26 protein-coding genes are annotated in these 26,539 nt (G+C 63.5%); 6 read left to right on the forward strand and 20 right to left on the reverse strand.

The window, feature by feature from the left end; genetic code table 11:
- Positions 1–328: 328 nt before the first annotated feature.
- The 15 genes from ACX5I4_RS22375 to ACX5I4_RS22445 form a co-directional block, all read right to left on the reverse strand.
- A complete protein-coding gene (locus ACX5I4_RS22375; RefSeq protein WP_461838798.1) occupies positions 329–958 on the reverse strand; it encodes a hypothetical protein in 630 nt (209 codons plus the stop codon).
- Positions 951–1,184, reverse strand: coding sequence for a hypothetical protein (locus ACX5I4_RS22380; RefSeq protein WP_461838799.1), 234 nt, complete (start codon positions 1,182–1,184; stop codon positions 951–953). The genes ACX5I4_RS22375 and ACX5I4_RS22380 overlap by 8 nt, the downstream gene beginning before the upstream one ends.
- Positions 1,185–1,528: 344 nt before the next feature.
- Complete coding sequence (locus tag ACX5I4_RS22385; RefSeq protein WP_461838800.1) at positions 1,529–2,584, reverse strand: DUF4913 domain-containing protein; 1,056 nt, start codon at positions 2,582–2,584, stop codon at positions 1,529–1,531.
- The gene (locus ACX5I4_RS22390) at positions 2,581–4,335 is read right to left on the reverse strand and encodes a type IV secretory system conjugative DNA transfer family protein (protein WP_461838801.1); all 1,755 of its coding nucleotides are present in this window, start codon (positions 4,333–4,335) and stop codon (positions 2,581–2,583) included. The genes ACX5I4_RS22385 and ACX5I4_RS22390 overlap by 4 nt, the downstream gene beginning before the upstream one ends.
- Positions 4,332–5,930 (reverse strand): ATP/GTP-binding protein, encoded by a 1,599-nt coding sequence (locus tag ACX5I4_RS22395; protein WP_461838802.1) that lies wholly within the window; start codon positions 5,928–5,930, stop codon positions 4,332–4,334. The genes ACX5I4_RS22390 and ACX5I4_RS22395 overlap by 4 nt, the downstream gene beginning before the upstream one ends.
- 17 nt (positions 5,931–5,947) lie before the next feature.
- Positions 5,948–7,495: an SCO6880 family protein gene (locus tag ACX5I4_RS22400; RefSeq protein ID WP_461838803.1), complete on the reverse strand. Its 1,548-nt coding sequence runs from the start codon at positions 7,493–7,495 to the stop codon at positions 5,948–5,950.
- The gene (locus ACX5I4_RS22405) at positions 7,492–8,859 is read right to left on the reverse strand and encodes a hypothetical protein (RefSeq protein WP_461838804.1); all 1,368 of its coding nucleotides are present in this window, start codon (positions 8,857–8,859) and stop codon (positions 7,492–7,494) included. The genes ACX5I4_RS22400 and ACX5I4_RS22405 overlap by 4 nt, the downstream gene beginning before the upstream one ends.
- Positions 8,846–9,655 (reverse strand): hypothetical protein, encoded by an 810-nt coding sequence (locus ACX5I4_RS22410; protein WP_442546172.1) that lies wholly within the window; start codon positions 9,653–9,655, stop codon positions 8,846–8,848. Before ACX5I4_RS22410 ends, ACX5I4_RS22405 begins: the two co-directional genes overlap by 14 nt.
- 140 nt (positions 9,656–9,795) lie before the next feature.
- A complete protein-coding gene (locus ACX5I4_RS22415; RefSeq protein ID WP_442546173.1) occupies positions 9,796–10,092 on the reverse strand; it encodes a hypothetical protein in 297 nt (98 codons plus the stop codon).
- Complete coding sequence (locus ACX5I4_RS22420) at positions 10,089–10,724, reverse strand: DUF6668 family protein (RefSeq protein WP_461838805.1); 636 nt, start codon at positions 10,722–10,724, stop codon at positions 10,089–10,091. Before ACX5I4_RS22420 ends, ACX5I4_RS22415 begins: the two co-directional genes overlap by 4 nt.
- Positions 10,724–12,232, reverse strand: coding sequence for a MinD/ParA family ATP-binding protein (locus ACX5I4_RS22425; RefSeq protein WP_461838806.1), 1,509 nt, complete (start codon positions 12,230–12,232; stop codon positions 10,724–10,726). Before ACX5I4_RS22425 ends, ACX5I4_RS22420 begins: the two co-directional genes overlap by 1 nt.
- Positions 12,229–13,809: a hypothetical protein gene (locus ACX5I4_RS22430; RefSeq protein ID WP_461838807.1), complete on the reverse strand. Its 1,581-nt coding sequence runs from the start codon at positions 13,807–13,809 to the stop codon at positions 12,229–12,231. The genes ACX5I4_RS22425 and ACX5I4_RS22430 overlap by 4 nt, the downstream gene beginning before the upstream one ends.
- Entirely contained in the window at positions 13,809–14,351 is a 543-nt protein-coding gene (locus ACX5I4_RS22435) for a hypothetical protein (protein WP_461838808.1), read from the reverse strand. The genes ACX5I4_RS22430 and ACX5I4_RS22435 overlap by 1 nt, the downstream gene beginning before the upstream one ends.
- On the reverse strand, positions 14,341–15,417 hold the full coding sequence (locus ACX5I4_RS22440; protein WP_461838809.1) for a lytic transglycosylase domain-containing protein: 1,077 nt from the start codon (positions 15,415–15,417) through the stop codon (positions 14,341–14,343). The genes ACX5I4_RS22435 and ACX5I4_RS22440 overlap by 11 nt, the downstream gene beginning before the upstream one ends.
- Entirely contained in the window at positions 15,414–15,863 is a 450-nt protein-coding gene (locus tag ACX5I4_RS22445) for a hypothetical protein (RefSeq protein ID WP_461838810.1), read from the reverse strand. Before ACX5I4_RS22445 ends, ACX5I4_RS22440 begins: the two co-directional genes overlap by 4 nt.
- 256 nt (positions 15,864–16,119) lie before the next feature.
- Between ACX5I4_RS22445 and ACX5I4_RS22450 the strand changes: the two genes are divergently transcribed.
- Complete coding sequence (locus ACX5I4_RS22450; protein ID WP_461838811.1) at positions 16,120–16,443, forward strand: ArsR/SmtB family transcription factor; 324 nt, start codon at positions 16,120–16,122, stop codon at positions 16,441–16,443.
- 452 nt (positions 16,444–16,895) lie between these two features.
- Positions 16,896–18,749, forward strand: a complete 1,854-nt coding sequence (locus ACX5I4_RS22455; protein WP_461838812.1) for a hypothetical protein — start codon at positions 16,896–16,898, stop codon at positions 18,747–18,749.
- 15 nt (positions 18,750–18,764) lie between these two features.
- On the opposite strand, the gene ACX5I4_RS22460 is transcribed toward ACX5I4_RS22455, so the two are convergent.
- On the reverse strand, positions 18,765–19,073 hold the full coding sequence (locus ACX5I4_RS22460) for a hypothetical protein (RefSeq protein WP_461838813.1): 309 nt from the start codon (positions 19,071–19,073) through the stop codon (positions 18,765–18,767).
- Between the two features lie 120 nt (positions 19,074–19,193).
- On the opposite strand from ACX5I4_RS22460, the gene ACX5I4_RS22465 reads away from it, so the two are divergent.
- Positions 19,194–19,940, forward strand: coding sequence for a hypothetical protein (locus ACX5I4_RS22465; protein WP_461838814.1), 747 nt, complete (start codon positions 19,194–19,196; stop codon positions 19,938–19,940).
- A complete protein-coding gene (locus ACX5I4_RS22470) occupies positions 19,912–20,286 on the forward strand; it encodes a hypothetical protein (RefSeq protein ID WP_461838815.1) in 375 nt (124 codons plus the stop codon). Before ACX5I4_RS22465 ends, ACX5I4_RS22470 begins: the two co-directional genes overlap by 29 nt.
- Positions 20,287–20,331: 45 nt before the next feature.
- Here ACX5I4_RS22470 and ACX5I4_RS22475 read toward each other — a convergent pair whose 3' ends face one another.
- From ACX5I4_RS22475 to ACX5I4_RS22490, 4 genes are all read right to left on the reverse strand, one after another.
- Positions 20,332–20,997, reverse strand: coding sequence for a hypothetical protein (locus tag ACX5I4_RS22475; protein ID WP_461838816.1), 666 nt, complete (start codon positions 20,995–20,997; stop codon positions 20,332–20,334).
- A 23-nt stretch (positions 20,998–21,020) separates the two neighbouring features.
- A complete protein-coding gene (locus ACX5I4_RS22480; RefSeq protein WP_461838817.1) occupies positions 21,021–21,995 on the reverse strand; it encodes a ParA family protein in 975 nt (324 codons plus the stop codon).
- A gap of 674 nt (positions 21,996–22,669) precedes the next feature.
- Complete coding sequence (locus ACX5I4_RS22485) at positions 22,670–23,197, reverse strand: recombinase family protein (protein WP_461838865.1); 528 nt, start codon at positions 23,195–23,197, stop codon at positions 22,670–22,672.
- Positions 23,198–23,224: 27 nt separating this feature from the next.
- A complete protein-coding gene (locus ACX5I4_RS22490) occupies positions 23,225–24,196 on the reverse strand; it encodes an AraC-like ligand-binding domain-containing protein (protein WP_461838818.1) in 972 nt (323 codons plus the stop codon).
- A gap of 186 nt (positions 24,197–24,382) precedes the next feature.
- On the opposite strand from ACX5I4_RS22490, the gene ACX5I4_RS22495 reads away from it, so the two are divergent.
- Complete coding sequence (locus ACX5I4_RS22495) at positions 24,383–25,417, forward strand: carbon-nitrogen hydrolase family protein (RefSeq protein ID WP_461838819.1); 1,035 nt, start codon at positions 24,383–24,385, stop codon at positions 25,415–25,417.
- Between the two features lie 33 nt (positions 25,418–25,450).
- The gene (locus ACX5I4_RS22500; protein ID WP_461838820.1) at positions 25,451–26,506 is read left to right on the forward strand and encodes a phenylacetaldoxime dehydratase family protein; all 1,056 of its coding nucleotides are present in this window, start codon (positions 25,451–25,453) and stop codon (positions 26,504–26,506) included.
- Positions 26,507–26,539 lie beyond the last annotated feature (33 nt).

Here is a 26,539-nt window from a genome sequence, read left to right on the forward strand (position 1 = left end):
CCATTTGAGCTGTCTCATAGTATGAGGCCGTTATTGTGTCAACCGGCATGATGGTTCTCCTTCCTAACCGATCCTGGAGTTTGAGGGGCTTAGCAGGACACTAATACTACCCATAAGACCCCCTCAAATACCCCCTCTATATGATGAGCCTCACATTAGACCCTGATCCTTAGATTGACTAGACCTCGGCCTAAATAGTTGCCCGAGGTGGGTTGCGTGCCAGCCACACCCTCCGGCCAGTGGCCGTGTGTAAGTGCAAGAGGCATGACGCAGAATGCCGCGCGGGTGTAGTGTCCCTCGGGGCATTGGGGGCCGGTCGTTGCGCCGGTCAGTCCATCTGGGGTCGTACCGTGCTACGCCCTGAGCCCACTTGCGGGCTCTGAGAGCTAACGATGTCCTTGATGGCTGACCTCGCTGCATCGATGGACCTAGCGTCGGTGCCGAAAATAAAGGCCATGCCGTCGATAATGACTATCTCAACATTGTTGTTTGCCGCTATCTGACCGATCTTGCCCTTGGGCCCAACAACATCATCCAGTGTGCCAACTGGTAACCAAACCAAGGCGGAGTATGGCTTACTCGGTAACATCTTCTTCAGCTTGTCGAAGGGTATCTCTGGACCCTGGCTGTAGTCGAGCGGAACTTCTGGACCCTGGCTGTTGTCGTCTCTGACGGTGACGGACCAGCCTGGCTCCTCCGCTTGTGTGAAAGCCGCTCGTACTTCGGGAAACTTTTCAAGAAATTCCTGGGTCATTATTGGATCCCGTGACAGAAAAGCGGCAACATTGGCCTCCCAATCGTCGTCCGATGCCACGAAAGCGGGCCGGGACGTGGCAGTCGCGGCGGTTGATTCACTGTCCGTCTCAACGGGAAATGGTTTTCTGTACACGGGGCGCAGGAGCAGACTGTTGACCGCGTCCGCCCAGAAATCATCGCGCCTAATCGCCGGCTCAGGCATGCGGGGTTCTTTCCGGATCGGAATGCACCGGACGATGCGGACCGGCCACCATCAGGACGAATCCCAGAGCACCCAGCCCAGTGAAGAATGCTCCCGATATTCCTTGAAGCACCCAAGTCAGGATTACTCCCAGGATGGGTAGGACTGTGAGGGGAAGGCTCTGAGCTTTGAGGAACTGCTTGATCTTGGGCTCGGGGCTCTTAATGGTGGCGTACGTCAGAAGCATCCTTCCTGCAGCCAAAAAGAAGCCACCTAAGGCTCCAGCGAACAATTGCTCCAGGAACGTCCAATCCACGCCTACCACGCTCTTTCTACTGATGCGCAGCCATGTTAGCCAGTAGTGTCGAGCGGACTACCCATGGCCTAGGTGCTAGTCATCACAGCACGGATCGACGGCTTTGGCGAGACCATTCAGATGTCGGGCCGGTTGGGCTTGGTTCACCCCGTCTCGGGACATGGATAGTCACCGTCGCCGCATCGTCGGTATGTTTTGCACCAACTTACGGTGCGAGATGCGCGACTGCCCTGCCGTGTCCAAGCAGGCCAGCGGTCTAGGATCAGATCCATGATCTAGACGGTAGAAAACGACTTCCTTCGTTCGGGGTAGGGAAGCCAGCCGGCGGGTGGCTCGTCGTTGGTCAGCCGGCGTCGGTCAGAGAATTCCTTGTGCTGGCCTCCGGCGCACTGGGAGAACACGCCGGACTTGCTGAACAGGAACGAGAAATGCCGGTCCCAGTGGTTCACCCACCAGCCCGACAGCTCGCCCTCGGCCTCGGCCGCCATGTACGCGAGCCACAGGGCGTGGAAGCGGTCTACGGCTTCGGGGTGGTCCCACCATTGGGGGCACCATTCGCCCGTGCGGTCATCCTGGGACTCGAAGCGGTATAGGCGTTCGCGGACCCAGTGGACGAAGGCGTTGCGTTCCTTCGCTGCCTCCTCCGCGGGGTCGATCTCCGCCGAGGCCTCCGCTTCGGCGCCCAGCACGGCCTGGGCCCAGGCGCGCAGTGCCACCATGGACCATTTCGCTGTCCCGTCCGTGGTCTCGGCAGCAGCCGGCGCGTCGCCGTCGATGACGAGCTGCCGGAAGGACGCCGTGGAGAGCCGACGGCCCAAAGCCTCGGAGAGGAACCCGGCCGCGTCCCGAGCGGCCAGAAGGAAATCGGCGGTCCCGGCCTCCTGGTTATCGGAGATCTTTTCCTGCTCTGCCTCGGCCGAGGTGCGGTCCTCTTCCGCCAGGATGCCGGCTGCCCATCTCCGCAGGCCCACCATGGACCACTTGCTCGGGCCGGCCTTCTTCTTGTCCTCCTCGGCGGGTTCCGGGGCGGGGGCGTGCCCGTCCATGACGAGCTGCCGGAAAGCGGGCACGGTGATCTTCCGGCGGAGGATGTCAGAGACCAGGGCAGCGGCTTCCTGGGCTCCCAGCAGGAAGTCCAGGACCTCCCCGCTCCGGCCGGTGGCTAGGTCGGGGGAGTCGTCGAACTCCTCCACGCCGTCCGCGGCCTCCTGCCCCAACTCGTCCTGCTCGGCGGCGGGCACCGGGACGTCGGCTGGATCGGCAAGGATCTCGCCGTTCTCGTCCACGGTGTACCCGTCCTCCGTGGTCTCCGCTTCCAGATCCTCGCTCACGCCGCGACCCTCTTTCCAGCATCAAGAACGGCCTGGATCGGGCCGGCCATCTCAGGGTCCTCGAACCAGGGCACCAGGCGCACGATCGTCACGACACCGCTGGATTCCTCCATCACTGCGTGCCACATAGGCAAGGTGTGCAGGTCCTTGATCGTGAGAATGTCCTCCTGCCGGGAGGAAATGCTCCTGCTGGCCGGCCCCCGCTCATTGGAGGTGTAAGAGGCCGTGTACTCGTCCGTCTTCCCGTACAAGGCGGACAGATCCGCCAAATAGGCCTTCTCACGGATGCCGCCGCCGAAGACGAAAACACCGGCGGCGTTCTTCAACACCCGCCAGGCGGCTTCGCCCATGACCTGTTCACCGAACGCCTCGGACTGGATGAAGACCCGCACCATCATGCCCATCGAGCCGAAGTACGTGAACCAGTCGCCCATCTTCGGCAACGCGACCGTGTTACCGAACTCGTCCAGGTCAAAGACCGCCGGGACCGGCAAACGGCCGCCGTTCGCCTCGGCCAGGCGTTCGCCGGTCTCGAAGATCGCCTCCAGAAACGCCGTCATCAGACCCGTGACAACCCGGCTGGAGCCCTTGGACAGGGCAACGAGGGTGTCATGGGAGGACAGGAACTTCACCGGGTCGAACCGTGGCAGCCCCGGGTTGGGGCGGATCCAACCCAACAGGTGATCGTGCGTCAGGGAGGACGCCATGCGCTGCGCGGAGGCAGCGACACTGCCCATGGTTTCCTCGGGCTGGCGCGACATGCCGAAGAGCTGATCGGCCAGGCGGGAGAAGTCCCGTTCCTCCTCCTGTTTTCCGTCACGGGACCGGTTCTTCGACGACGCCTTGATCAATACCTCCCGGGGGCTGAGGAAATCGGCAGCTGTCACCCAGGCGTGCGCTTTCTCCAGTTCCCCTCCGATGAGGGCCTGGGCGAGGATGCAGGCGGCCAGGAACGACCGGCCCTGCTCATCGAACTGTGGGTCACCGCCCCGATCACCATTTTCCTTCGTAGCTTCCTCCAATGTCGTGGCCAGATTTGTGGCCTGCTCGGAGTTGGTGATGCCCAGCAGGGCGTCGAACCAGAAAGCAGGTTTTCCGGACTTCCGGAAAACCTGCTGCATGTCCAGCATCCAGACCTGGCTCCCAGGGTGCCAGATCGCCCGGGCCGCCAGGACCTCCTTCACGCCGTCCACCTTATTCCCGGCCATCGTGTACGAGCCCGGAGCCCACCGGGCGCCACGGACCAGCAGGGCAGTGGACTTCCCGCGGCCCGGGCCCATGACGAACAGGCCGCACTGCCGCTGTCCCTGATACAGCCAGTCCCCGCCGAGCACCCACCGGCCCACGTGCAGGCCCGGGGTGATGCCGGGGCAGTTCGGGTGCAGGCGTGCCGCCTCGACTGCGCGTGTCTGCACGCTTACCGCGGCGATGTCTTCCTTGGTAGCCATCAGTTTCGCGCGGTCGGCCATGCGTTTGTTCCGGGACCGTCCGCCGGGTCCTCGCAGCTTGGCCACGAGAAGCCACACGAGGACCACGACCAGAACCAGGAGCAGGGCGATGGACGCCGGAGGGATCCGGACGCCCGTCGCCCACAGCAACAGAATCGACAGGGGGTTCAGTCCCCAGTTCGTGCCGGTAGGCGTCAGCCACTCCCCCACCCAGGCAGAGGCGACAATGCCGGCCCATAGGCCCAAGACGAACAGGACGGACATCCAGGTGCTGGACCAGGTGCGGGGCCGGTTCTCGCTCATGCCGCTACCTGCTTCCCGCGGGCCCTGGCGATTGCGTCGGCCCAGGCCTCATTGGTGTCGTGGATCCGCTTCTCCGGTTCGGTCAGGTCGACCCGGAACGGGATACCCGGTGCGTTGGAAGTCTTCAACAGGAAGTGGCCCCGGCCGGGAGGCGGGTTCATTTCTCCTGTTGCCGGGTTGATCGTGCCCTCGGCCGACCAGTCCACGAGCTGCTGGATCTCCTTGTTCGAGAACCGGCGGATCTGGCGCAGATCCTCTTGCTCGTTCTCGGCCAGGCCGCCCAGGAACACCATCGAGCTGCGCTCCACGAAGCCCATGGCCATCTTGGTCCGCTCCTCCGTGGAGAGCCGTAGGTCCTTCATGGAGTGCGTGATCATCAACTGCCCCAGGCCCTTGGTGCGGTTGACCTTCGTGATCTCGTTGATCCGGTACACCGACCCTTCCCAGGCCTGGAGGATCTGCCACAGTTCGTCCATGATCGTGAAGTGGTGAACCTCGGGGCCCAGTTTCTTCTTGCCCTCGGGGTCTTCGGGGTCCGGCTCATCGGCCAGGATCTTCGCAGAGAGGGCACCGCCCTGTCCGTAAGACCAGATCACCAGCTGCGCGGCCGCGCGCAGCAGCGCTTCGCTTTCGTCAATGCTGGAGACGTCGAAGACGACGGGCTGGTAGATGTCCATCTCCACGGTGGTTTCGCCCCAGAACATGCCCTGGAAGATCCCGTCCGGGCCCAGACCGATGATTCCTTTGACCAGGTCCCGGACCTCGGCGTCGTATTCCTTCTCATCCATGTCCAGGATGGCGGCGCGGATCCGGGGGTGGCGGTCCTGGATCACCCGCCGCAGGTCGGCCAGAACCGGCTGGCGTCCCTCGGCCGCTGCTTCCTCTGTGGCAACCCGGATGGCGGCCGAGAGGATCGTGTGTTCGGACTGTTCCTCGGTCAGGCGGCGCTGAAGGATCATTTCGATCAGGCCGGCTACGGTGTTCACCCTCCGGCCGTGGATCTGCCCATCGACCTCAGCCCGGGTCTTGTCGGACAGCTTGTTCAGGTAGTGCCAGATCGGGCCTGCGTCCAGTGCGTTGATACAACCGACCCCGCCCAGGCCCAGGCGGATGTGCTGGCCGCCCATCTCCTGGGCCATGCCGACGTAGTCCGGCTTCAGGTCCCCCAGGCACAGCGGGATGAATCCCAGGTCCTTCAGCATCAGGCAGATCCTCACCACCAGGGAAGACTTGCCGCGGCCGTTCAGGGCCAGCACGAAACCCGACGGTGCGGAGTAGATTCCTGCCAGGAACAGGGACAGCGGGTCACCCATCAGGGGTTGGCCCGTGCGCAGGTTCCGTCCGAGCAGCGCCCCGATCATCGGGGAGGCTGTGCCGACGCCGAACGGCCACATGCCCCCCACCTGCGTGGACATGCCCTGGAACTCCAGGGGAGCGTCCACGTGCAGGTGTGCGCCACCACGCGGGGCTTCAAAGCCCCTGGGGGTCAGGCCGGGAAGAGCATCGTAGGCCGCGGCGGCGGCCGGGGCTTCCTTACGCAGCATCCGGTACCACTGGTGCATGGTCCAGTCCGCGAACTCGTCAATCTTGCCCATCAAGTGCTCCTATCCGCTTAGAGTGACCGGCGCATGGCCGAGCTGACAGTGGCGTGCTTGGCCGGGACAACGCCCAAGCCCAGGCCGATGGCGTGGCCGGCGTCGTGGCCTCCGTCCGAGGGGCGGATGCTCATCGTGACGCTCGTGCTGCACGCCCTGCGAAGAGCCGCCGTGGCCTTGGCCAGCCGGTTTTTCTGATCCGGACCCGCGGCTACGGTGTTCGTCATCACGAACGCGAACCGGACCACGGCAGCGCCCCGGGCCTGCTCTTCCGCGCCGGCGGCGGCGCTCGTGAGGTCCCTGGCACCGACGGCTGTGGCAGCCTTGCCGCCCTGGTTCAGCTCGAAAGCACGGTCGGTCTGGTCCGATGCCAGGGTGCTGCTGGATTCCTCGGGTCCCAGTACCCGGTAGAGCATGGTGATGCGCTTCTGGTCCGAGACACCGTCAGGCATCAACAGTGCGTCCATTGAGTCATCCGCGAAGAACCCGGCCGGAGGCTTCCAGACCGAATGAGTCTGGGAAACGTATCCCGAGTGCTCCCAGTGCTCCAGGGCGGAATCGGCCGTCGGCGGTCCGACCTCGAACCATGAGAGGTTCGTGCCGGTGCCTTTCTTCACCCGGGCCCGCTCCCGGGCCCGCTCGACCCCCAAGGCACGGTCAGGGTTGTAGGCGACGTAGGCGTAATCGACGACGTCGATCATCTTCATGACAGAGACGGTGTGGGAGCCCGCGTGCTGGATCTGTTCCTTCAGTGCCGGGATCTGGATGGCCAGGTCTTCGAGCATGTCCTCGGCTGTCCGGGCTTCCGTTCCCTCCGCGGCGATCTCAGCGGCCGTGAACGTCATCGCCACATGCTGCGTGAGCCGCGGCATGTTCGAATTAACGCTGGCCACGATGCCATCGACCGTCTCGCGCACGAACGTCCCGACCGTGGCGGGGTCCATCGTGCCGTGGTTCTCGCGGGCCTCGTTGATCGCGGACGGGAGACGTGCGCCCGGGTCCCGCGTCGCCTGGGTGGTCACCGCGATCTGTACCAGGTCCACGACGAGGCCTGCCTGTGCCTGGAACCCGGCCCAGCCGTCCACGAGCTGGTCGATGGTGGACTGGTCGTTGTACCCGCGGCCTTCGCCGGCGCAGGAGAAGAAGATCGTGGCCGTGCTCTCGCGCGGGTTCCACAGCATCCCGAACCGGTGCCCGAACGCGTCGGTCCCTTCATAAGGTTCCGTGCCGGCCAGCAGGCCCGGAGCCCGGAAGGTGCCGTCAGGGATCCTTGACGTCGGCCCCGACACGTACTTTGTGGTGCCTTTGCGCTGGGCTTTGCGGAACGCGGCCCGGTTCCTGCTCTGCTCAAACGAGGACCGGCCTTGCCGCTTGCCCGTTGCAACCCAGATCACGGCCCAGATCCCTGCCGCGAGCACGAGCCCGGCAGGGATCAGCCAGCCGAGCATCAGGAGTATCGCTGCGGCCACCACGGCCACCAGCGCTATGCCGGCCCCTCCCATGGACAGCCCGAGGAACCCCGCCGCACGCGGTGTGGTGATATCTCCGTACATTGGGCGGCTCATGCCTCCCCTCCTTCGATCGCTTCTTCAACCCTGTACACGTGCTGCGACAAATGATTCTTAGCCGCGTCCATCCGCCGCCGCCCGGAACCCTGCCCCGGCTGCGCGGATGCCGGCCGTGGAACAGGAGCGGCGGGCCGTGCCTGTCCCCCGCCATTGACTCCGCCCAGCTCCTGCTTCGGGATCGGCGGAGCCTGCGGAGGTGACAGCGGTTTCGGCTGCGGCGGGGCGGGATAACCATGCCTTGCAGGGTTGACTAGGCCGCGGTTCACCGGTGTTGGTGCCGGGCCTCCAAGGCTCCCGCCACCCGTGCCGGCGGTCGCCATCGCGGGTGCGCCCGTCCGGCCGCCCCGGGCCAGGTTCTGGGCCTGGGAGCCGCCGATCTTGCCCATTAACGAAGCGCCGCCCATGATTGCCCCGGTCGCGGCCGTCATGCCCGCCATGACCAGGGCACCGGCACCGACGCCGCGGGACGCTGCAGCCATCGTCGGAACGACCAAGCGGATCAGGGCAGGCAGGACCAGGCCGGCCGCGCCGATCACCATGAACCCGGCCATGGTCTGCAGTGCCAGCTGGTCAGCGCCGAGCTTCGCGCCATCTGTTGAGGTCAGTAGCTTCACCATGGCGATACCGCCGCCATAGATGATGCCGGCGATGGGTTTGAAAAGGCATGTTGCCAAGGTCCAGCCGATCACCTTGTAGAACGCGGCCGCGCCGCGCTCCGTGACCGATCCGGCCGCGAGAACCGGGATCATGCCGGCCACGATCGGGAGCATCCCGTAGGAGAAGATCATGAAGAAGAAGTTCATCAAGGACCCCACCAGGGCGATCAGGAACACGATGATCAGGATGATCACCACGCTCTGGCCGGCGCCGTTGTTGCTGGTCAACATGCCCATGACCGCTTTCTGGTCCCCGGAGAGCGTGAACATCGACTTGTTGAAGTCCGTCTCCCCGCCGATCATTGTCACGAACCACGGGGCCGACAAGTCACCGAAGGCCAGCAGGAGCCCGACCACGGACAGCGTCAGCCCGGAGAACACCACCGTGCGGCCAATGGCCCAGGCCAGCTGCTCCCCGTTGTTGTTGTTCTTGCGCATCGCGTACTGCACCACAACGAAGGCCGTGGACAGCATGCCGACCACACCGATCAAAACCCGCGTGTAGAGCATCACCTTCTGCGCCGGGGAATCCCCACCGTCATTCATCAGGTTCGGGGCCGGGATATTCAGCCACCACGACGAAAGCCACTGCAACGCTGTGACCACACCGTCGTACATCTTTCCGGCCAAACCCACCCAAGCATCCTGAACGGCGTTATTGACGGCACCGCCGACCAAGTCGCCTATCAAATCAGTGCGCTGCATTGGACACCTCTGCAGAGAAAGGAACGTAGCCGTCGAAGCTCGTTACCTTTGTGCCACGTGCGAAAGAATCCGATCCGGCAGGCACGACTTTCCAGTCGTTTCCTTCCCAGTGGAGAGTGATCCGCGTTGTGCCGTTGATCTTCTCTGTACCAACTTGCGAAACGAATCCCATATCCACCAGAGCGGTGTCAGCTTGGAGCTGGATCCGGTATCCGGCAAGGTGAGTGATGCTCCTGTAATCAGGATCGGGGGCCTGCGCCCCGGAGAGGACACGCTTGGCCTGCGCCTCCAGACCGTCACGGTCTGGTCCTGTAACAACGACCGCGCGGATCACGTCAGGCGTGGAGGTGTTGACCGGTGCAGTAAAAAGCTCCCACATCCAATGCACCGCTGCGGCCAGGGCTCCGGTCTGGGTCTTGGCGAAGCCCGTGTCCACGCCTCCGACGGGTTTTCCGCAGGGGCCGGCACCCTTGATCACGGGAATCTGCCCGGATGCCTTGGCCTCCCACCTGTCCACGCCTGGCGCGGTGGTGGTGATGTCTTTAGGAGTGTTGTCCAGGCAGTTCCCGGGGTCTGCGGCCCCTGGGGTGTAGACGATGGTGGGAACAGCGGCAGGGTTAGGAGCCTGTTGTCCCTGGTTCTGGTTGTTGAGCACGCCGAGGATGACCGCGCCGGACAGCAGAACGATGATGAATATAGCCAGGGCCCAGCGGGTCCGCGACAGCTGGCCGGGGTTCATTTTCTCGGGATGAGCAACGGCGTCGTACTGGCTTCGGGTGAAGCTCTTCAAACCCATGTGTTCACTTCCTCTCTATCCGTGGAGTAGTGCAGTGCTTCAGTGCTTCAGGAAGGTGAACTGGCCGACGAACAGCGCCATGGAAATCACGACGATCAGCCAGATGCACCCGACTGCCTGACGAGGCTTCACTGTTCCTCCTAGGCCGGGACGATGACGCGCCAGATCGTGCCAGCGGCACCGAGCACGACAGCCCAGATCAGTGGCCACATGGGCGCCTCGGCGTCCACCTGGCCTTGCTGGCTGCGCGCCCGGGCGGCCTTGACGATGCCCACGACGAACAACGCGAACAGGGCGGTCCCGGCGATCCAGAGCACCCAGCTCATGAGCGTGGCCAGGGACCCCATGCCCGGCGGCATGGCCGGCTTGGAATCGATGGGGTTCCCGTCCATGCCCACGTAGAACTTCGTGGCGGTGAGGGTGAGGGTGGTGATCATGACTTGTTCTCCTTGCGGAACGTGAACTTGCTGAGCGTTCGGATGAGGTTTTTGGTGTTGTGCCGGTGCGGGACCGGCTCGGCGCCCGGTTCCCGCCACGCCGCTTCGTACGGCATGGACCAGAGCTTGGGGAACATCGAGCCGATGCGCCGGCACTCTCGGCTGGTGGCGTCGGAGATCTTGGGACGGTCCTGGACCCAGACGATGCCGACGACGTCGTAAATCAGCTCGCCCCGGGCCTTGGCCAGGCCTAGGCGCTCGGCCCCGACGAGCCCGGCCGGGTGGGTCGGGGCGACGACGACGGCCTGCCCAGACCACACCGGAGGGTGCGCGGTGGCGTCCAGGGCGTCCTCCCCGAGCAGGGCCGCCAGGGTGCTTACACCGGCACCACCGCAGGCCGGGATCAGCCACAGCGTGCTCTGGCTGATCTTCACCGGGGCCGGTTCCGGTGTCGTTTCCGGGATGCGCAGCTGATCAGCCAGGGCCGCGGAGGAGTCCTGCACGCCGGGCAGGAATTCACGGTCTCCCACGATGGGGTCATGCTCCCGCACGTCCGTCTCTTCCTCCACTGGCTCCGGTGGAGGAAGAAAACGGGACCCCCAGGAGGTGGTCTGTTCGAGATCCTGGGACATCACAGGCCCTTCGCGACTGCGGCGGCGGCTTTCAGCCATGCCAACCGTGTTGCGGGTTGAAGGGCGCCGAAGCGGATGACACCGGAGACCAGGGCCGGGTCATAGGGGATGATGACCGTTTCCCGCACGTACTCCGCGAACTGGGCCGCTGTGTTCTCCGCATCTTTGTGCTGCCCGGGGGCCTTCTGGGAGACGATCACGACGGCCTGGCTGGCCAGCTCTGCAGTCCGGTCCCCGCGCAGCGCCAGACCTTTCAGGGTCAGCAGTCCCTTGTGGACGTCGTCATCGTTGATCGTCACCGGGACCACGAGCTGGTCCGCGTGATCGATCATCCGGTTCCAGTTGCCCGCGCGGTGGTTGTTACCTGAATCCATCAGCAGAACGTTGAAGAACTTCGAGGCGACCGCGTGCAGCGTGTCGACCTCGTCGGCGGTGACTTCGTGGGTGCCCAGCAGGTCCGAGTCCGACCGCAGCACGTCGTACCGGTCAGTGATCTGCCGGTGGACGAAGGCGTTGATGTCGGCCGCGCGCGACGCATCCGAGAGCAGGTGCGCTGCGCGGGTCAGGACGTCCAGGGCGCTGGCGCCGTGATCGCCCCTTTCAGTGCGGTCACCCAGCGAGCCGGAGGTTTCGTTGTTGTCCCAGGCCAGGACGGACCCGCCGGAACGGCCGAAGACGGCCGCGAGGCAGGTAGTCGTCATGGTCTTGCCCGGGCCGCCCTTCTGGTTAATGACGGCAACCGTGCGGGTCAGCGCATAGTGCCGGGCGACCAGGCGCACCCACTCGCGCTCCAGCAGCTCAGCCTCCCCCGGAGCCAGGGAAAGGCTCGGCACCAGGTTGTTCAGGATCCCCCGCCATCCCTGCACGGCGGGCTCCACTACGACGTCGGCCCGCACAAAGGACTGCGCATCCGCGTCCCGCAACGATTTCCGGGACGGCAACGCCGGTGCCGGTGACTCAGCACCGCCAGGGGCCACCACCCGGGCGGGCTCCTCCAGGTAAGGCAGATCCAGGGATGGGAGATCGCTGCCGCGCCCGGGGCGGGCACGCTCGTCGGAAGGCATCTTTGCGGCCGGGGCGCGTGTCAAAGGCTTTTCCACAGCCACTGCAGCAGATTCCTCCACGACCGGGAATTCCTCCGCCGTGGGCTCCTGCGCGGGTTGAACCGGCTCCGCAACATGGGCAGGAACGGCAGCAGGAGCTTTCGCAGGGACCGGCTGGAACCGGGAGCCGGCAGCCGCGTCACGGGCCGGGACTGGCAGGTCTCCGCCGATCAGCTCGGTGTCTCCGTCCGCGTGGACGAGGAGGGCATGCAGGCCCGAGGGATCGGTGATCTCCAACTCGACCGGGACCCCGTGCTCGGCCGCGTGCTTCGCCGCGGCTTCCCGCACGGCACGCCGGGCGGAGGGAAGATCCGCGAAAGCCCTCTCGTGGGACTTGCCGTCGGGGTCGGTGACGTTCGTCTGGCCGGTGGAGTCCAGGAACGCAGTGATCTTTGGCTGTGTCATTTTTTCTCTCCTTCAGGTGCAAGTGCGTAGATGCTTTGGTCTGTCCCGGCTTCGACCAGGACACGGTGGTCAGGGAGTGCAAACAAAGGCACAGGGGCATCGGACGGGGACGGGACCAGGTCACCGGTTGTGCTTACCCTCACGGACTGCTGATCCTTGGATCCCCACCAGTAGCCGGCACCGAGTTTGCCCGAGGTCCCCGGAACCTCGGATGCGGTGTTCTTGACGGTGTCAATGAAGACATTGCCCACAAGGATGGTGCCCGAGTACCGGTCCACCACGGGTGTGGACGTGGCCGTGGAGGAAGCCGGAACCGTCCTGAGAACCGTGGGGGCCGCCAGCTGGGGAAAGACCGGCAGAACCGCGACCACGGCCTTGTCTGACTTCACAGGACCCGCCCACACGGTCACGAGCGAGCCGTTCCCTGCCGCGTAGACGGCGGTGAGCTTCGTCGTGTCCTTCGGTGCGGGGATCGTCGTCGGGGCCGGGAAAGCCACCCCGTCATCGGTGATGCGCCACAGCCTTGCGGTGGAGATCTCCACCGCAAGCAGAGTGCCGCGGTCCACACCGACTGGGACGGCACCGGCGGGAATGCGGCGCAGGGACATGCTCCCGCGGGTCAGGACCATGGCCCGCTGATCGGGAAGGGTGAAGAACACCTCACGGCCGGTGTCCGTGACGGGCCGGGCGGTGGCGTCCCCGGCCTCGAATACGGCACCGGGGGTGCCGTCCAGGCCGAACACCCGCACCTTGCTGCCGTCGGAAATCGCGATCTTCTGTTCCCCGTCCACGGCAATGACGCGCAGCGCCGATACCGACCCTTCCAGGGCGGTGGACCAGACACGGGCGCCGGTCCGGGCATCGAGGGCGTCGAGGTGGCCGCTGTTGATGGTGATGACCTGGTTCCCGTCCGGGGACAGGACCGGGGCCACGTTCGTCCGGGAAGCCGGGACTGTCCAGGAGGCGAAGGTCTGCCACCCGGCCGGTGCGTAGACGGGCAGCTGGCCGGCGGGGGCCGGGGCTGGCGCCTGCACGCTTTGCGTGTTCGTGGCGAACCATCCCGCACGCTGCGCGACGACGACGCCGGCCGTCGCGACCACGCAGGCCACGACGAGTACGGCCGTCAGGGCGCGCTTGCCCTCGCGGGTTCTTGCCCACGCCATCCTTTTCGATGCCCGGGCGCGCAGCTGTACGAGTGCACCGAGGACGGGCACTAGGAGCGGTGCGAACCGGCTGCGCTCGGCTCGGGCCCGCGCACCGTCCAGGGCGGTGTGTGCGCGGCTTGAGGCCGTTCCAGGACCTGACGGGGCTTGGGCTGACGTCAAGGTCTCCTGACGAGCATCAACGATCAGGGACTGCACTTGGTCCCCGTCGACGCCTTCCACACGTGCTCTGTCCATGTGCAGCGACTTGCAGGCCTTCACCGCGGCGCGGCGCGCGGTCTCGAACGGGTCCTCACCCGGAATGGGCAGGACCCGGCGCATGTCCAGGGAAGCGTCGGAGTCGCTGACTATGAGGACTTCGCCCTCCCACCGGAGGGTGATGATCGGCCAAGCCGGAACAGCAACGCTGCTCATCAATGGCCCTGCCTTACCGGCGGCTGGATGGAGGCCACGCGCCAGGACCCGTCCGGCTGCCGGTGCACGCCCAGCTGCCACGCCCCCTCGGAGGTCCCCACCGTCACGGTGGCGTTGTACGGATCGGAGTCATCCGCCTGCAGCGTTCCCGTGGCAGCCGGCTGTGCCGTCGCCAGGTACTTCGTATCGACCTGGCGGAACTTGGCCAAGAGATCCAGGGACGCGAACGGGGCCAATGCTTCTGCCCAGCCCGGCTGGGCAGTCCCCGGGCGGGCGTACGCGGCCATGAACTTCACTGCAACGCCCGCTGCGGCCGCCCGGGAGTCCGGCGACCATGCCACCGCGGCCGGCTTGGGTGCGTTCGGATCTTCCGGAGCCTGTGGTCCACTCCCCCACGTCGGGGGCAGGGAATCGGACGGGCCGGTGATCGTGGGCACCGGGGAGGTCTGTGAGGCTGGAGATCCCGCGCAGCCGGCGGCGAGGACAACGACAAGCGTGGCGGCACTGATGGCCGCGCCGGCTTTGGCTGGGCTAGGAAGCAAGTCCGAAATCCTTCTGTGTAGGCACGTACAGGAACGCGCTCGGAGTGGTGTTCTTGACAGGCCGGGTGTAATAGGTGTGGTCGTTCGGGGCAGGGTTTCCGTTGTAGCCCTCTTCGACATAGGTGCCGTCCGGGTTCACGGACTTCACCATGGCCACGTGGCCGTAAGAGGCATCGGAGCCTCCGACGCCCGGGGCGTAGTACACGACCGCGCCGGCCTTGGGCTCATGCCCGGTGGGCCAGCCCTTGACCTGCCACCCAGTCAGCCAGTTCTGACCGCCCGGAGTGTTGGCACTACCCAAAAGCACCCCGTCACCGCGGAACGAACTGTTCGTGACCTTCCACGGCTGCCCGGCGGTCCAGCCCAGCTCCTGGTTGACGCGGAAGAGCGAGAAATCAACGCATTCGCGGTTGTACATGCCCAACGGGCTAGGCGTCATGATGGCGGCGGACTTCCAGGGAAGGTCATCGCCGTCCCCTGCCGCACCGGCCTGGGAGCACGTGGACGCCGGGACCGTCGCGGCACCGGCGTACTTCTTCGCGCTGTCGAGGATCTTGGTGACGTAGTTCTGGGTCTCCGCGTACGGGGGGATGCCGTGCCAGGTCTCCACCGCGCCCCAGCCGGCGTTGTAACCGGCCAAAGCCAGGCCTGTGGGGTCAAGGTTCGTTCCTGTCGCCATCGTCTGTGCCCGGCGGTAGAGATCGCCCATGAAACGCCCCTGCGCGGCAATCGCGGCCACCGGGTCCAAGGCGTCTGCCCCGTTGCCCCAGGTTGCCCAGGTCCCCGGCATGAACTGCGCCAGGCCCGCAGCGCCTACGGGCGAGGTGGCCTTCGGGTTCCACCCGGACTCCGCCTCCAGTTGAGCCGCGAGAACCGATGCCGGCAGCCCGGCAGTCTTCGCTGCCGCATCCACTGCCGAACCCCAGCCATTCGGCACACCCTGGGTACTGCCACCAGGCAGGCACGCGGCAATAGCGGCCGGCTGGCCAGGACCGCCGCTCATCATCATTACGACGAACAGCATCAGAGCCAGCAGACCGCCGATCACGCCGCCAACAACTTTCATCTGCGCCACCTCCCCAAAGGCAGGGCGTATTCGGAGAGGCCCACAGCCATGGCCGTCTTCGCGGTCCAGGCATCCATGCCCCAGAGCGTGCCCGCCGATTCACGCGTCAGCACCACATCGGGGTGACGGATCCGGAACACCAGCCCGGGCCGGGGATCCGAGAACACCGCGGCCGCCGGATGAAGCGTCAGATGCCCTGCCGCTACCAACCCGCCGAGAACCGCTTCAACATCGCTCAGGGTTCCGGCCCGCCGGGAGACTTCCGCCGCGGAGGTCACGCCGGCACAGCGTGCGTCCACAAGCTCAACGTCATGGACCATCTCCAACAGGACAGCCAGCACCTTCCGCTGGTCCTCTGGGACGTCAAGGCCATCGATCCACTTGGCGAACGCTGCACGCTCACGGGCAGAACGATCCTTCAACGCAGCCGTTGCTGGCCACTTCACTCCAAACGGCACCATGCTCGCCATCACCCCCCTGCTCTGGCCGGTTCCAACCCCTATCACCAGCAACCGACAAAACTCTCCGTATTGACGCCCGGCAAAGCCTAAAACAGGTCAATCGGTACGGTCTTGTCAAATGACGTCTTTGAGACGAAGATCTACGACTTTCCTTGACCTTGGGCGTTGAGCCTATTCACCACCCTACCATTAAATGGTAGTGTAATATGGCGTTTGTGAGCAGATGCGGCAAAATGAGCAGGTGCCCCGATACGCGAAACCTCCCACCCCCACCAACCAGCGGGCGGAGGCAGCGATGAAGGTGTTCGGAGCAAACGAAGTGAGGTCCGCAATCATCAGGTATTTGTCCCAGAATGCAGCAGGTTCCACGTCAGGTCAGGTCGCGCGCGATCTCGGAGCCAACTACCAAACGGTTTTCCGGCACCTCCAGGACCTGGAAGTTCAGGGCATAGTCGCCTCCGACGCCGGCGAGCAACGCCAGGGGCAGCGTGTTATGTACCGCCTGGACCGCGAAGCGAAAGACCGGGCGCTTGCCGATTACGACAGGTATCTCGACGGCAAGTAGCAGCATCTGTAAGGCGCCGGGGAAGAGATAAGCGACACGCCGTCAACCGGTACCGGTTCCGCCTCTGACATTAAGCAAGTATGTGGAGTATGAGTTCCCAGGTCCCTTATGCAACCCCGAAGCTGGATGGCAATCGTGTTGCTCTGCGTGGGCGTGTTTTCCCGGCTCAGCACGCTCGGGCACATGAGGCAGCAAGTCGCCATGGTTTGTCCGTAAGCGACTACCTTGGTGCGCTTATCGACCGTGACAACGGTCTTCCTAGCAAACTCGATGATCACGGCCAGGGGGCCCTTATCGACCGAGCCAGTTAAAGAAGGGCCCGCACTAGGCGGGCCTTCAGCAAGTTTGACGTTCAGATCCGAAATCTTGGCGGACGAAGATCTGAACTTTTTATTAGCACCCACTACGTGGGTGGAGTTTTTCGTACCCTCTGGAAGGAGGACCTGTCCTCAATGGTACCTGTAGCGGTGCCGGCGTCAACATCTGTTGTCCGTGTCGGTTCACAAGTCACGCCTGAAGAGGCTTGGATCCTTGCCCCTTTGATCGCCGGACAGTCGACGTACCGTCTTGGCCGCTGGATCGGCGAACGGTTTCAGTACCCTCGACCAGCAACTACACCGAAGATCACGGCGGCGTTGCCCTCTCGGCCGGCGGCAGTCTTGGTTCACGGCGTCGACGGTTTCGTTTCCACCCTCTGCCTAGACCTGGACACCTCCAAGGCCCTCAAACACGTTGTGGACCAAGACGCGGACAGCCTTGGCCGGCTTCTCACTGAATGCGGGTTGCGATGGGTGGAAGACTTCTCCCCCAGCGGCGGCCGGCACCTTTACATCCCCTTGGCCGAGCGGATGGACGGCGCGGCCGCGCGAGAGCTCGTGGAAGCTCTCGGCTTCCTGGCGCCGAGCCTTGACCCCGGTCCTCACCAGAACGTCACCGATGGCTGTATCCGTGTTCCCGGAAGCAAGCACAAGCGGGGCGGCCACCAAACTCTGGTCACCCCCCTGTCCGAGGCATACGACATCATGCGCCGACGCAACGGTGCGGACGCCGTCGATCGCATACGCATTCGGTTGGCCCCTGAAGTGCGCCGTAACCGAGAGCTGAAGGCCCGCAGGGCCACAGTGGGCACCATGCCGGCTGTGTTCCCAACCAGTCTTCCCGGCAGCGAATTGCCGCTCCGGAGAACTGCACGCACGGGTCTCTACGACACGGCACGCTACAAAAGCCCTTCAGAGGCGCGGCTGGCGGTCCTAAACCACCTTGCAGCCTGTTCCTGGACTCTCCAACAGATCCGGATGGAGCTTCCTGGCCAGCTCGCCGGCCTTGCCGCCCTCTACGGCACCCACGCAAAGCGGGATCGGCTCCTCGAAACCGAATGGGCCAAGGCCGTCACCTACGCGGAAAACCTCAAAAAGCCAGGCACCACGAAGCGACGTTTGAAAGATCCGCTTATTAACGACACAAGCCTGACTCTAACCACAGGGGGGGCACTCCAACCTCTGAGCAGAGCCGCCGTCCACTCTCTCGTGAACGATCTCGAAAATGTTCTCTACGCTGTCCTTGACCACAGACTTAAAAGCCTCGGTCGTGAAAGCCACAGCCTTCGGATACTCTTCCGTGCGCTCCTCGGATACCTGCGCACCATGGAAACCGATCTGCTCGACGTTGGCTGCAGGACTCTAGCTACGGCCCTGGGCAAACACCACGCCACGGTAGCCCGACTCCTCCCCCGTCTAGCAGCACTCTCCGACGGGATCCTCAGCAAAGTCTTCGAGGCCCGCGGACGCGCCGCCGATACCTACCTGGTACAGCTGCCCGAGAACTACCAGCAGCTCGCCCGGGAGCTGACTTGGCGAAAAGGGAAGATCTATGGCCTGCGCCCGGTCTTCCGTGTCCTGGGAGATCCCGCAGCTCTCGTCTACGAACACATTGAGCGCGCCAGGACGTCCCCCACGACTGCTGAGATTATCCGGGCCACGGGCATCAAAGAAACCGCAGTCAGCAAGGCTCTGGGCGATATGGCGTCCTTGGGCATGATCCACCGTGATGGCCGGCCATGGAAGATCACCTCAGTGGTAAACCTGACCGAGCTCGCAATCCGGTTGGGAGCCACCGACGATGTCGCAGCGCAAATTGCCCTCCACAGGAAACAACGCGGCGAATGGCACGCCTATCTCGACCGCCACAACGGCCAGGAACAGATCAACGAAGCCGATCTGTACGACGCCGAGAGAGACGAATACTGGATGCCGCCCCCGGACGAGGCCCCGGAACGGTACTACCGGCACCTGATGGACGTGGCTTAAGAGGCGACGGGCGGTTCAGCGGGACTTTGCCCAACGATCTACAGTCGTGTGGGTAACCCGGGCGGCTTTTGCGACTCTCCGCGACGGCATGCCGCGCTCTTTGGCCAGGTGAACGGCGAGCATCCTTACGACATCATCGCTGGCTGAACGGATCATTGCGAAGTGCCAGAGCAGATCCTCAATCGACTGGTTTGTCGAGCCGGCCGACCCTGTCTCGACACGGCTGATGTTCTCCAAGGCGCGCACGATATCCCGTTTGAGTGGATCAGTGGCTACTAGGACGGCGACAAGCTCATCCAGGGGCGAAATGGAGGTAGGTTTCATCCACCTATTGGAACAAATAGTTACAAATGGAACAACTTACACCGGATCGGTCTTCCCGGCCGCATTCACCACATCCTGGAGAATCGAGTGCTGTCAGCGGCGCAAACTAGAGTTTCGTCCATGACTATGGACGGATTTGGCCTTCGAGACAATCGACTCCGGGAAATCTACGCCGGGTCGAGCGGCCCGGTGGCCTTCCTGGACGAGTCTTACCGCGCACCGGGCAACCGTGGCCGCGACATCAACGAACGGCCGTTCTACACCATCGCGGCCGTCGTCGTCGACCGTGAGCAGGCCGCCACGATCAGATCCGCCTTCACTGACATTCCCGGGTCCCTGTTCTGGCACACCACCGAATTCAACCGCGACCCCGTTGGCCAACAATACATCCGGGAAATGCTCGATTACCTCGCCGCATCCGACATGTTCACCGTCATCACCGTCCAGACCGAGATCAAAATTGGCGACGACAACCTGATGAGCTACGCCAGGGCCGAATGCCTCACTACCCTGGCTACGGAACTCACCCGCGGTCACGGCGAGAATGCAGTCAGGCTCATGGTCATGGATTCCAGGGACCGGGTCATCCCCGGTGCCAACAAGACCGACAAGGACACTATCCACCGGCTCCGCAGCGCCGGAATCATCAATGAGAACGTCCAGATCCAACACTCAGGACCAGGTCGGGAACCGCTCCTCTGGGCTCCCGACGTCGCCGGATGGAGCTACCGGCGAGAACTTGCCGTCGGAGACAGCAAATGGTTCAGCCAGATCCGCGATGTCGCCGTGCAGCTGCACGTACACGGGGCGGATGTGTCGTTAAAGAAACAGCCCCCATATGCCGCAGCAGAATCCGGGGGCCCTTAGCGCGAGCTCAGAAAGCCAACGCCTCGTTGTTTCAGGGTCTAGCCTAACCCACCAAGGCCAGCAAAGCGAGGAGCTGGCCGCCGTCCGACGCGCCGCGGCACAACAACGGCCCAGCTTCTCCAACGCCCTCGCCCGCGCCGTCGGCGCAGGCGGTCAGGCGCACGTCGAGCAGCTACAACGCCAGATCAAAGCCTCCCCCACCAGCGACGGCCAGCAGAAAGCCATCAAGGACCTCGACAAGATCCTCAGCGCCCTCACACCCGCCCCAAAGAACCTGCGTGCCGACTCGGCCGACAACAGGCCGGACATCAAGCCAGACCAGGCCACCCGGAGCCGCACACGATAGCCCCTGCGCAACGCAGGGGGCCGGTGTGGTGCTGCCTGACAACCATCACCCCCCCTCTTGATGGGCTCGATAAGCAGTGAGGACTCCGACGAAGAAAGAATTCCTGTTGTCTGCCGTCCAAGTGCGGGCGAGACTGATGATCACCCGCATGTGATCTTTACGGAAGCGCAGGGGTCTGGTCTCCGGCTCTACTGAACCACGTGCAAGCTTGGGCATGGCCGGTGCCCGCCCGAAGATGTCATTGGCGGGAATCGGACTGTCATCCGGGGTGAATATCTGCCCGAACCGATTCTCAGCGGCAGCCCAGCTGATCGCGTTCAAGACAATTCCCGGATACGAGATCTCTGTGATGTCATGGTGCTCCCCCAGCCACCGATTCAGGTCCTTGGGAAGGTAGAGAGTGACGTGCCCTGAGTGTTCCTCGGCAGCGGGTTCAATCTTCGCTGGGCTGATCGCATTAGCCGACGCCTGGTCCTCGGACTGTAGACGTGAAGCATCTGCCGTTGTATCCGCTTCGTGTTTCCCAACCGTGCCTGGTTCCCCGGCAGGCGTGTCCGGAACCTCCGGGGACGTCTCGAGCGCAGGCGAAATCGCAGGTTTTTCAGTTGCAGGCTCAGGCGCTTTGTCAGAAATCTGCTCGGCCGGAACAACAACTGAAGGCACCGGTTGAAGAACACGCTTCTTCAGACCGCTGAGTGCGCTGAGATCCATCTTTCCAGGACTTGAGGGCATACTCACTTGATGGCCACCCCGAGATTCTCGTCAAGTGCTTCCTCCTGAGACTGGAGCTCATGAACGATTTGCTCTGTCAGCCGCATGTAATCCTCGGCCAGATTGCCCGCCGATTGTGCAATGCGAGGTTCATCAGAGGTGCTCTTGCCCTTGTTGCGCAACCGCTCCCAGAACGGTGACTGAGTCGCTGCCCTGGCGGCCAGCTCATGCGCCGCGAGACCGCGGAAGCTGGCATCTGCGTCAGCTGCAACAACGTCGCGGATGCTGCCCTCGAAAACCGGTGCGATGCCGTCCAGGGACTCCTGCAACAACGTCCGGGCCTGTTTGTCCACGTTGGTGGCGTTAGTGGGAATGCCAAAGAGGATGACACCGAGCAGCGAAACGGCTGGATTGTCATCCTGAACACTAAGGATGCGACGTGCAAGAGACTGAAGACCACGGATTGACTTCGGCTCAGGCTTCACCGGAGCCAAAATCCAACGAGAAGCCAACATCGCTTCCTCGATGGCAGTCCAACCAGCTTCAGAAGGAGGGGTGTCTATTAGGACGATGTCGTAATTCGGGGCAATCTTGGCCAAGGTTCGGGCCACTCCCCCGCGCATCTTGCCCTGACGGGATGCGTCTCCCTGGAAAGTGTCCATGAGCTGTGCTGTGTGGTTGCCGCCGGCAAGGACATCCAGACCCGGCCTCACATCCTTGATGGGCACTGGGACCTTGTCGTACCGGACCGCAATGTCCAGTGCTTCACCGCGGTCGTATCGGTCATCGTTGATTATGCCCAGATTGGTAGACGTGTCGCCCTGGGAGTCCAAATCGACGACGAGCACCTTGTAGCCGGCTTCAGCGAGAAGAGCAGCCAGATTGGTCGTCACGGTCGTCTTGCCGACGCCGCCCTTGCCATTGGAGATGCAGATGGTGCGTCGCGACGCCAGTTGAACGGCGGGCGACAACGTGCGGGAGGTGGTTGCCGTATCCATAGTGCACATCCTAAATGCAGCCAGTGCAGAACAGCCGTACATTCACTGTGGTGTCGCACTACAGCATCTGCATACCTACTATGCACTAGTAGCGCATTAGGCATGCAGTAGAACGCAAGTAGCTTTGAATTAAATTCGTAGCGGCTTATCAGTTATTCGGTGTTTCATAGAAATAGACAAAGCGAAACTAAATCTGCACTTTGCAGCAGCATTTGGACTCCGAAGCTACCAAGCAACAGATATGAAGTAACTGCGCACCTGCTTTGCCGTAGAAATACAGGTAACTATGCAGTAGATACTGCAGTAGGGGAGTAGTAAGGCAGGAGTAGCAAGTCAGGACTCAAGGTGCCGCGTGCCGTGAACGGTCGGGGCCTGAAACGGGGGGTGGAGAACTTGGTACTCGGCGACAGAAGCCCTACAACTGGGGGTTAGTCTTCGCAGTCTCATGCGCGGAGAGCAGGGGAGTGGTCGCCCATGACCAGCCTCACAGGCTCGACGGGGCGGATTCGGTTCGGGGAGCATCCCGAAACCACATACAGCCCTCTAGGTCGGTGAGTGAGGTCAACCGGCCGGGTCGTCGGATGAAGCCGCAGTCCGCAAGCACGGCGGCCGGTGGACACCAGAAGGTTATCCGCCGGAATCCGTTGCGACCCCACTTCGATTTCACCGGGCCGCTACCGTGAAAGGAGCTTGTCACCGTCGGGTCGCAGTTCCCCAGTAGGTGAGACGTGCCTATAGAGGGTTTGGCGGGTGATCCCGAGTTCGGTGCAGAGGTCGCTGACTTTGGTTCCGGGTTTGCCCATGGACGCCATGGCGAGGCGGAGTTTGGCCGGGGTCATTTTGTAGGGGCGGCCGCCGTTGCGGCCGCGGGCGCGAGCAGAGGCGAGTCCCGCTTTGGTGCGTTCGGAGATGAGTTCGCGTTCGAACTCGGCCAGGGCAGCGAAGATCCCGAAAACGAGCTTCCCGGAGGCCGTGGTGGTGTCGATGGCTGCGCCTTGCCCGGTGAGGACCTTGAGTCCGATGCCGCGTTCGGTCAGGTCGTGGACGATGTTGACCAGGTGGCGCAGATCCCGGCCGAGCCGGTCGAGTTTCCAGACGACCAGGGTGTCCCCGTGGCGCAGGGCCTTGAGGCAGGAGGCCAGCTCGGGCCGGTCGTCTTTCTTCCCCGAAGCCTTGTCTTCATAGAGTGAGTCCGCGCCGATGCCGCGCTCCGAGCGAGCGAGCGGTCGTTACTGAGTTGAAGGCCGCGTGAAAGGCGCGTCGGCTATCGGCCGCAGCAATTCCGAGGGCGCATGTCCGTACCGCTGGCGGAAGGCCCGGCTGAAGTGCGCAGGGTCTGAGAATCCCCACGTAACGAACAAGTCCGTCAGTGTGCCGTCATATTTTCGGGTCAACAAGGTCTCCCTGATCCGGTTCAGACGTTGCTGCCAGACCCAGCCCATCACTGTCTCACCGTCGGCTGCGAAGGCGCGGTGGATGCTGCTCGGAGACAAGTGAAGCTCTCTTGCGATGGATTTGATACTTAGGGACTCGTCGCCCAGGTTTTCGAGGATATGGGTTTGCACGAGCTTGCGCCGGGAGAAACGGTTCGCGTCCGGGACACCCCGGGCGAGACCGCCCAGGCCAGCAACAATCAGATGCTCCACGCCTTGGGAGACCGATAAGGCAACATCCGGGGACAGAACGTCAATGTCGTTCGCTAGGAACTGCACTGTATTGACCAGCAGACGCGCAGCCCCCGGATCCGCGTCCACTGCCCGTGCGGTGAGTCTGGCAGCTTCGGGCAGGTGTCGCTCCAAAGCGGTTCTCGGAAGGCGGATCACGAGTTGCTCAAAGTGGTCGGTCAGCAGGAGTGAATACGGTCGGGTGGTGTCATAGAGCGCGAACCCGCCGTTGTTGATGGCGGCCGAGCGCCCATCCTGGGTCACCAAGCATGAGCCTTCAGTTTGTACGCCCACGAGATAGTAGTCGTCGGAGGAAGCGTCGATGGCAGCTGGTGTGCGGTGGACGGATTGCGCGGAGGCACGCACGCGGGCCAAATCAAGCGACGCCAAAGACTGGACAGCTATTTCACCGTCTATGGACTCGCAGCCGTCACCGGCCCTGCAGTCGAGGTCAACAAAAGTATCAGAAACGGTCTCCGTCCAGAACGAAACACTGTTCCGGGGAGACACCGCCGCTGTGCTCACAACCTTGGCCATGCCTAATCTTACCGTCACGCTGCGCCCACTCATCGGCCGGTTTCGCAACGCAGATACGGCGCATGCAACGTGACACTCGCAGTCAATGGTCCTGCGATTCTCGATCAAGAATGCCTCGGAATTGAGGCGTAGCGTGGAACCACATCCATTTTTTGTGACTAGCGTCACATGCTATAGGAGATCGCAATGAATCACCCCCAGTTCAAAGCAGCCGTTGTTCAGGCAGCACCGGTATTCCTCGACTTGGACAAGACCATCGACAAATCGATCGCCCTGATCGAGGAAGCCGCCCGTAATGGCGCGGAGCTGATCGCCTTCCCCGAGACCTGGCTCCCGGGCTACCCGTGGTACGCCTGGCTCGACGCCCCGGCCCTGTGGCTGCCGAAGTACACCCAGCGCTACTTCGACAATTCTCTCGAGTACGGCACACCCCAGGCTGAGCGGATCTCGAAGGCAGCCAAGGACAACAACATCATGGTCAGCATGGGCTTGAGCGAACGAAGCGGCGGCAGCCTGTACATCGCCCAATGGTTCATCGACAGCGACGGCACCACCATCGCCCAGCGCCGCAAGCTCAAGCCCACCCATGTGGAGCGCACCATCTTCGGCGAAGGCGACGGAAGCGACCTCGCCGTCTGGGACACCAGGCTGGGCCGCGTCGGCGGACTCTGCTGCTGGGAGCACCTGCAGCCGCTGTCCAAGTACGCCATGTACGCCCAGAACGAGCAGGTCCACGTCGGCGCATGGCCGAGCTTTTCCCTATATGAACGCGGCGCCTACGCCCTCGGCCCCGAGGTCAACACCTCCGCCTCGCGGATCTATGCCGTGGAAGGCCAGTGCTTCGTCCTGGCTCCGTGCGCCACCGTATCCCAGGACATGGTCGACGAAATGTGCACCACCGACCTGCAGAAGGCACTCCTGAGAACCGGCGGCGGACATGCCCGCATCTTCGGACCCGACGGCCAGCAACTCCACGAGTCCCTCCCGGAAAATAAGGAAGGCCTCATCTACGCTGAGATCGATCTGGGCCTTATCTCAGTGTCGAAGGCTGTTGCCGACCCCGCGGGCCACTACTCCCGCCCCGATGTCACACAGCTGGTCCTCAACAAGGCTCCTCGGCGGGCCGTCATCGACACCGCCCCGCCAGCGGATTCCGCCGCCGGTGCTGAACAGTTCCGAGACGTAGAAGAGCCAGCGCTTCCAGTCATGGCGGAACTCTAGATGGCCCCCGGCCCCAGCCGGCAGGAACCGGCTATGGAGTCTTCGATCCCGGTACACCTCAGCGTCGAACGGACGCGGACCAAGCGGGTGGGCGATGGCTACACGCCGCCTTACCCGTCCTACTCCGTGCGCTTCGCCGAAGGCGTCAGCAGTCTTGTCTGCGCCTTCTTCGGCGTCCAAAGCAAGCAGCCGCTCTCCAGCGAGGCGAAAGTAGCCTCCGCTGGAATGTGGGAGCTGTGCGCACAAGAGGATGGACCGATGTCCCGTGAGCACGCCGTCCACACGGACGAACAAGGCTTCGATAACCAGATCATCATTGCCTATTGGGACGACGCGGAGGCCTATGGGCGCTGGTTCAGGAAGCACCGAGACGCACTGATCGGCGCCGGCCTAGAGTCTGCAGGGCACGGCCGCTGGATCGAAGCGATCACTCCGGAAGCACGTGGGTTTGAGACCCTGTACTCTTCCAATACTTTCCCAGAAGGGGCCGCCCGGGTGGCCACCGGAGGATACAGCGGGGAAATCCAGGAACACGGTTACTGGGGAAGCATGCGCGACCGCCTCCCGATTGCGCAAACCGAAGCCCTCGAGCCGGTCGGCGACCCCATCGTCCCCGAGAACTCGGGGATCGTCCGGGTAGAACCCCACGACAACCTCGCCGTCATCCGCTCCGGCCAAGACTGGAGCCTTTGCGAGGACGCAGAACGTGCGTCCTATTTCGGCGACGTGGAACCCCAACTGAAAGCAGGCATGGACTTCCTGACGACGGACGGCGCATCGATCGGCTGCTACGCGAACAGGTACATGACGAGCAGCGACGGGAACGGCACTGTCCTTGAACAGAGCTTCGGACTGAGCTTCTGGCATAGCCTGGAGGACATGGAGAGGTGGGCGGAATCGCATCCGACCCACGTCGCCATCTTCATGGCCGCCATGAAATTCCTGCAGGCAAACGCGGGCGCCAGGCTTCGCCTCAGCCATGAAGTCGCAGTAGTCTCACGCGACCAGCAGTACTACGAGTACAACAATTGCCACGCTACAACAGGCATGCTCGGCGCCAGCAGGCCGCTGGCATTCAGCCACGCCTAACACACCGACATGATCAGCAAGGTGGGCCGCCTT

This window comes from Arthrobacter sp. MMS24-S77 (assembly GCF_054888235.1).

Coding starts and splice junctions, on each gene's coding strand:
- ACX5I4_RS22375 (WP_461838798.1), bottom strand. CDS start 958: ATGCCTGAGCCGGCGATTAGGCGCGATGATTTCTGGGCGGACGCGGTC.
- ACX5I4_RS22380 (WP_461838799.1), bottom strand. CDS start 1,184: ATGCTTCTGACGTACGCCACCATTAAGAGCCCCGAGCCCAAGATCAAG.
- ACX5I4_RS22390 (WP_461838801.1), bottom strand. CDS start 4,335: ATGAGCGAGAACCGGCCCCGCACCTGGTCCAGCACCTGGATGTCCGTC.
- ACX5I4_RS22395 (WP_461838802.1), bottom strand. CDS start 5,930: ATGGGCAAGATTGACGAGTTCGCGGACTGGACCATGCACCAGTGGTAC.
- ACX5I4_RS22400 (WP_461838803.1), bottom strand. CDS start 7,495: ATGAGCCGCCCAATGTACGGAGATATCACCACACCGCGTGCGGCGGGG.
- ACX5I4_RS22405 (WP_461838804.1), bottom strand. CDS start 8,859: ATGCAGCGCACTGATTTGATAGGCGACTTGGTCGGCGGTGCCGTCAAT.
- ACX5I4_RS22410 (WP_442546172.1), bottom strand. CDS start 9,655: ATGGGTTTGAAGAGCTTCACCCGAAGCCAGTACGACGCCGTTGCTCAT.
- ACX5I4_RS22415 (WP_442546173.1), bottom strand. CDS start 10,092: ATGATCACCACCCTCACCCTCACCGCCACGAAGTTCTACGTGGGCATG.
- ACX5I4_RS22420 (WP_461838805.1), bottom strand. CDS start 10,724: ATGTCCCAGGATCTCGAACAGACCACCTCCTGGGGGTCCCGTTTTCTT.
- ACX5I4_RS22425 (WP_461838806.1), bottom strand. CDS start 12,232: ATGACACAGCCAAAGATCACTGCGTTCCTGGACTCCACCGGCCAGACG.
- ACX5I4_RS22430 (WP_461838807.1), bottom strand. CDS start 13,809: ATGAGCAGCGTTGCTGTTCCGGCTTGGCCGATCATCACCCTCCGGTGG.
- ACX5I4_RS22440 (WP_461838809.1), bottom strand. CDS start 15,417: ATGAAAGTTGTTGGCGGCGTGATCGGCGGTCTGCTGGCTCTGATGCTG.
- ACX5I4_RS22455 (WP_461838812.1), top strand. CDS start 16,896: ATGGTACCTGTAGCGGTGCCGGCGTCAACATCTGTTGTCCGTGTCGGT.
- ACX5I4_RS22460 (WP_461838813.1), bottom strand. CDS start 19,073: ATGAAACCTACCTCCATTTCGCCCCTGGATGAGCTTGTCGCCGTCCTA.
- ACX5I4_RS22465 (WP_461838814.1), top strand. CDS start 19,194: ATGACTATGGACGGATTTGGCCTTCGAGACAATCGACTCCGGGAAATC.
- ACX5I4_RS22470 (WP_461838815.1), top strand. CDS start 19,912: ATGCCGCAGCAGAATCCGGGGGCCCTTAGCGCGAGCTCAGAAAGCCAA.
- ACX5I4_RS22475 (WP_461838816.1), bottom strand. CDS start 20,997: ATGGATCTCAGCGCACTCAGCGGTCTGAAGAAGCGTGTTCTTCAACCG.
- ACX5I4_RS22480 (WP_461838817.1), bottom strand. CDS start 21,995: ATGGATACGGCAACCACCTCCCGCACGTTGTCGCCCGCCGTTCAACTG.
- ACX5I4_RS22490 (WP_461838818.1), bottom strand. CDS start 24,196: ATGGCCAAGGTTGTGAGCACAGCGGCGGTGTCTCCCCGGAACAGTGTT.
- ACX5I4_RS22495 (WP_461838819.1), top strand. CDS start 24,383: ATGAATCACCCCCAGTTCAAAGCAGCCGTTGTTCAGGCAGCACCGGTA.
- ACX5I4_RS22500 (WP_461838820.1), top strand. CDS start 25,451: ATGGAGTCTTCGATCCCGGTACACCTCAGCGTCGAACGGACGCGGACC.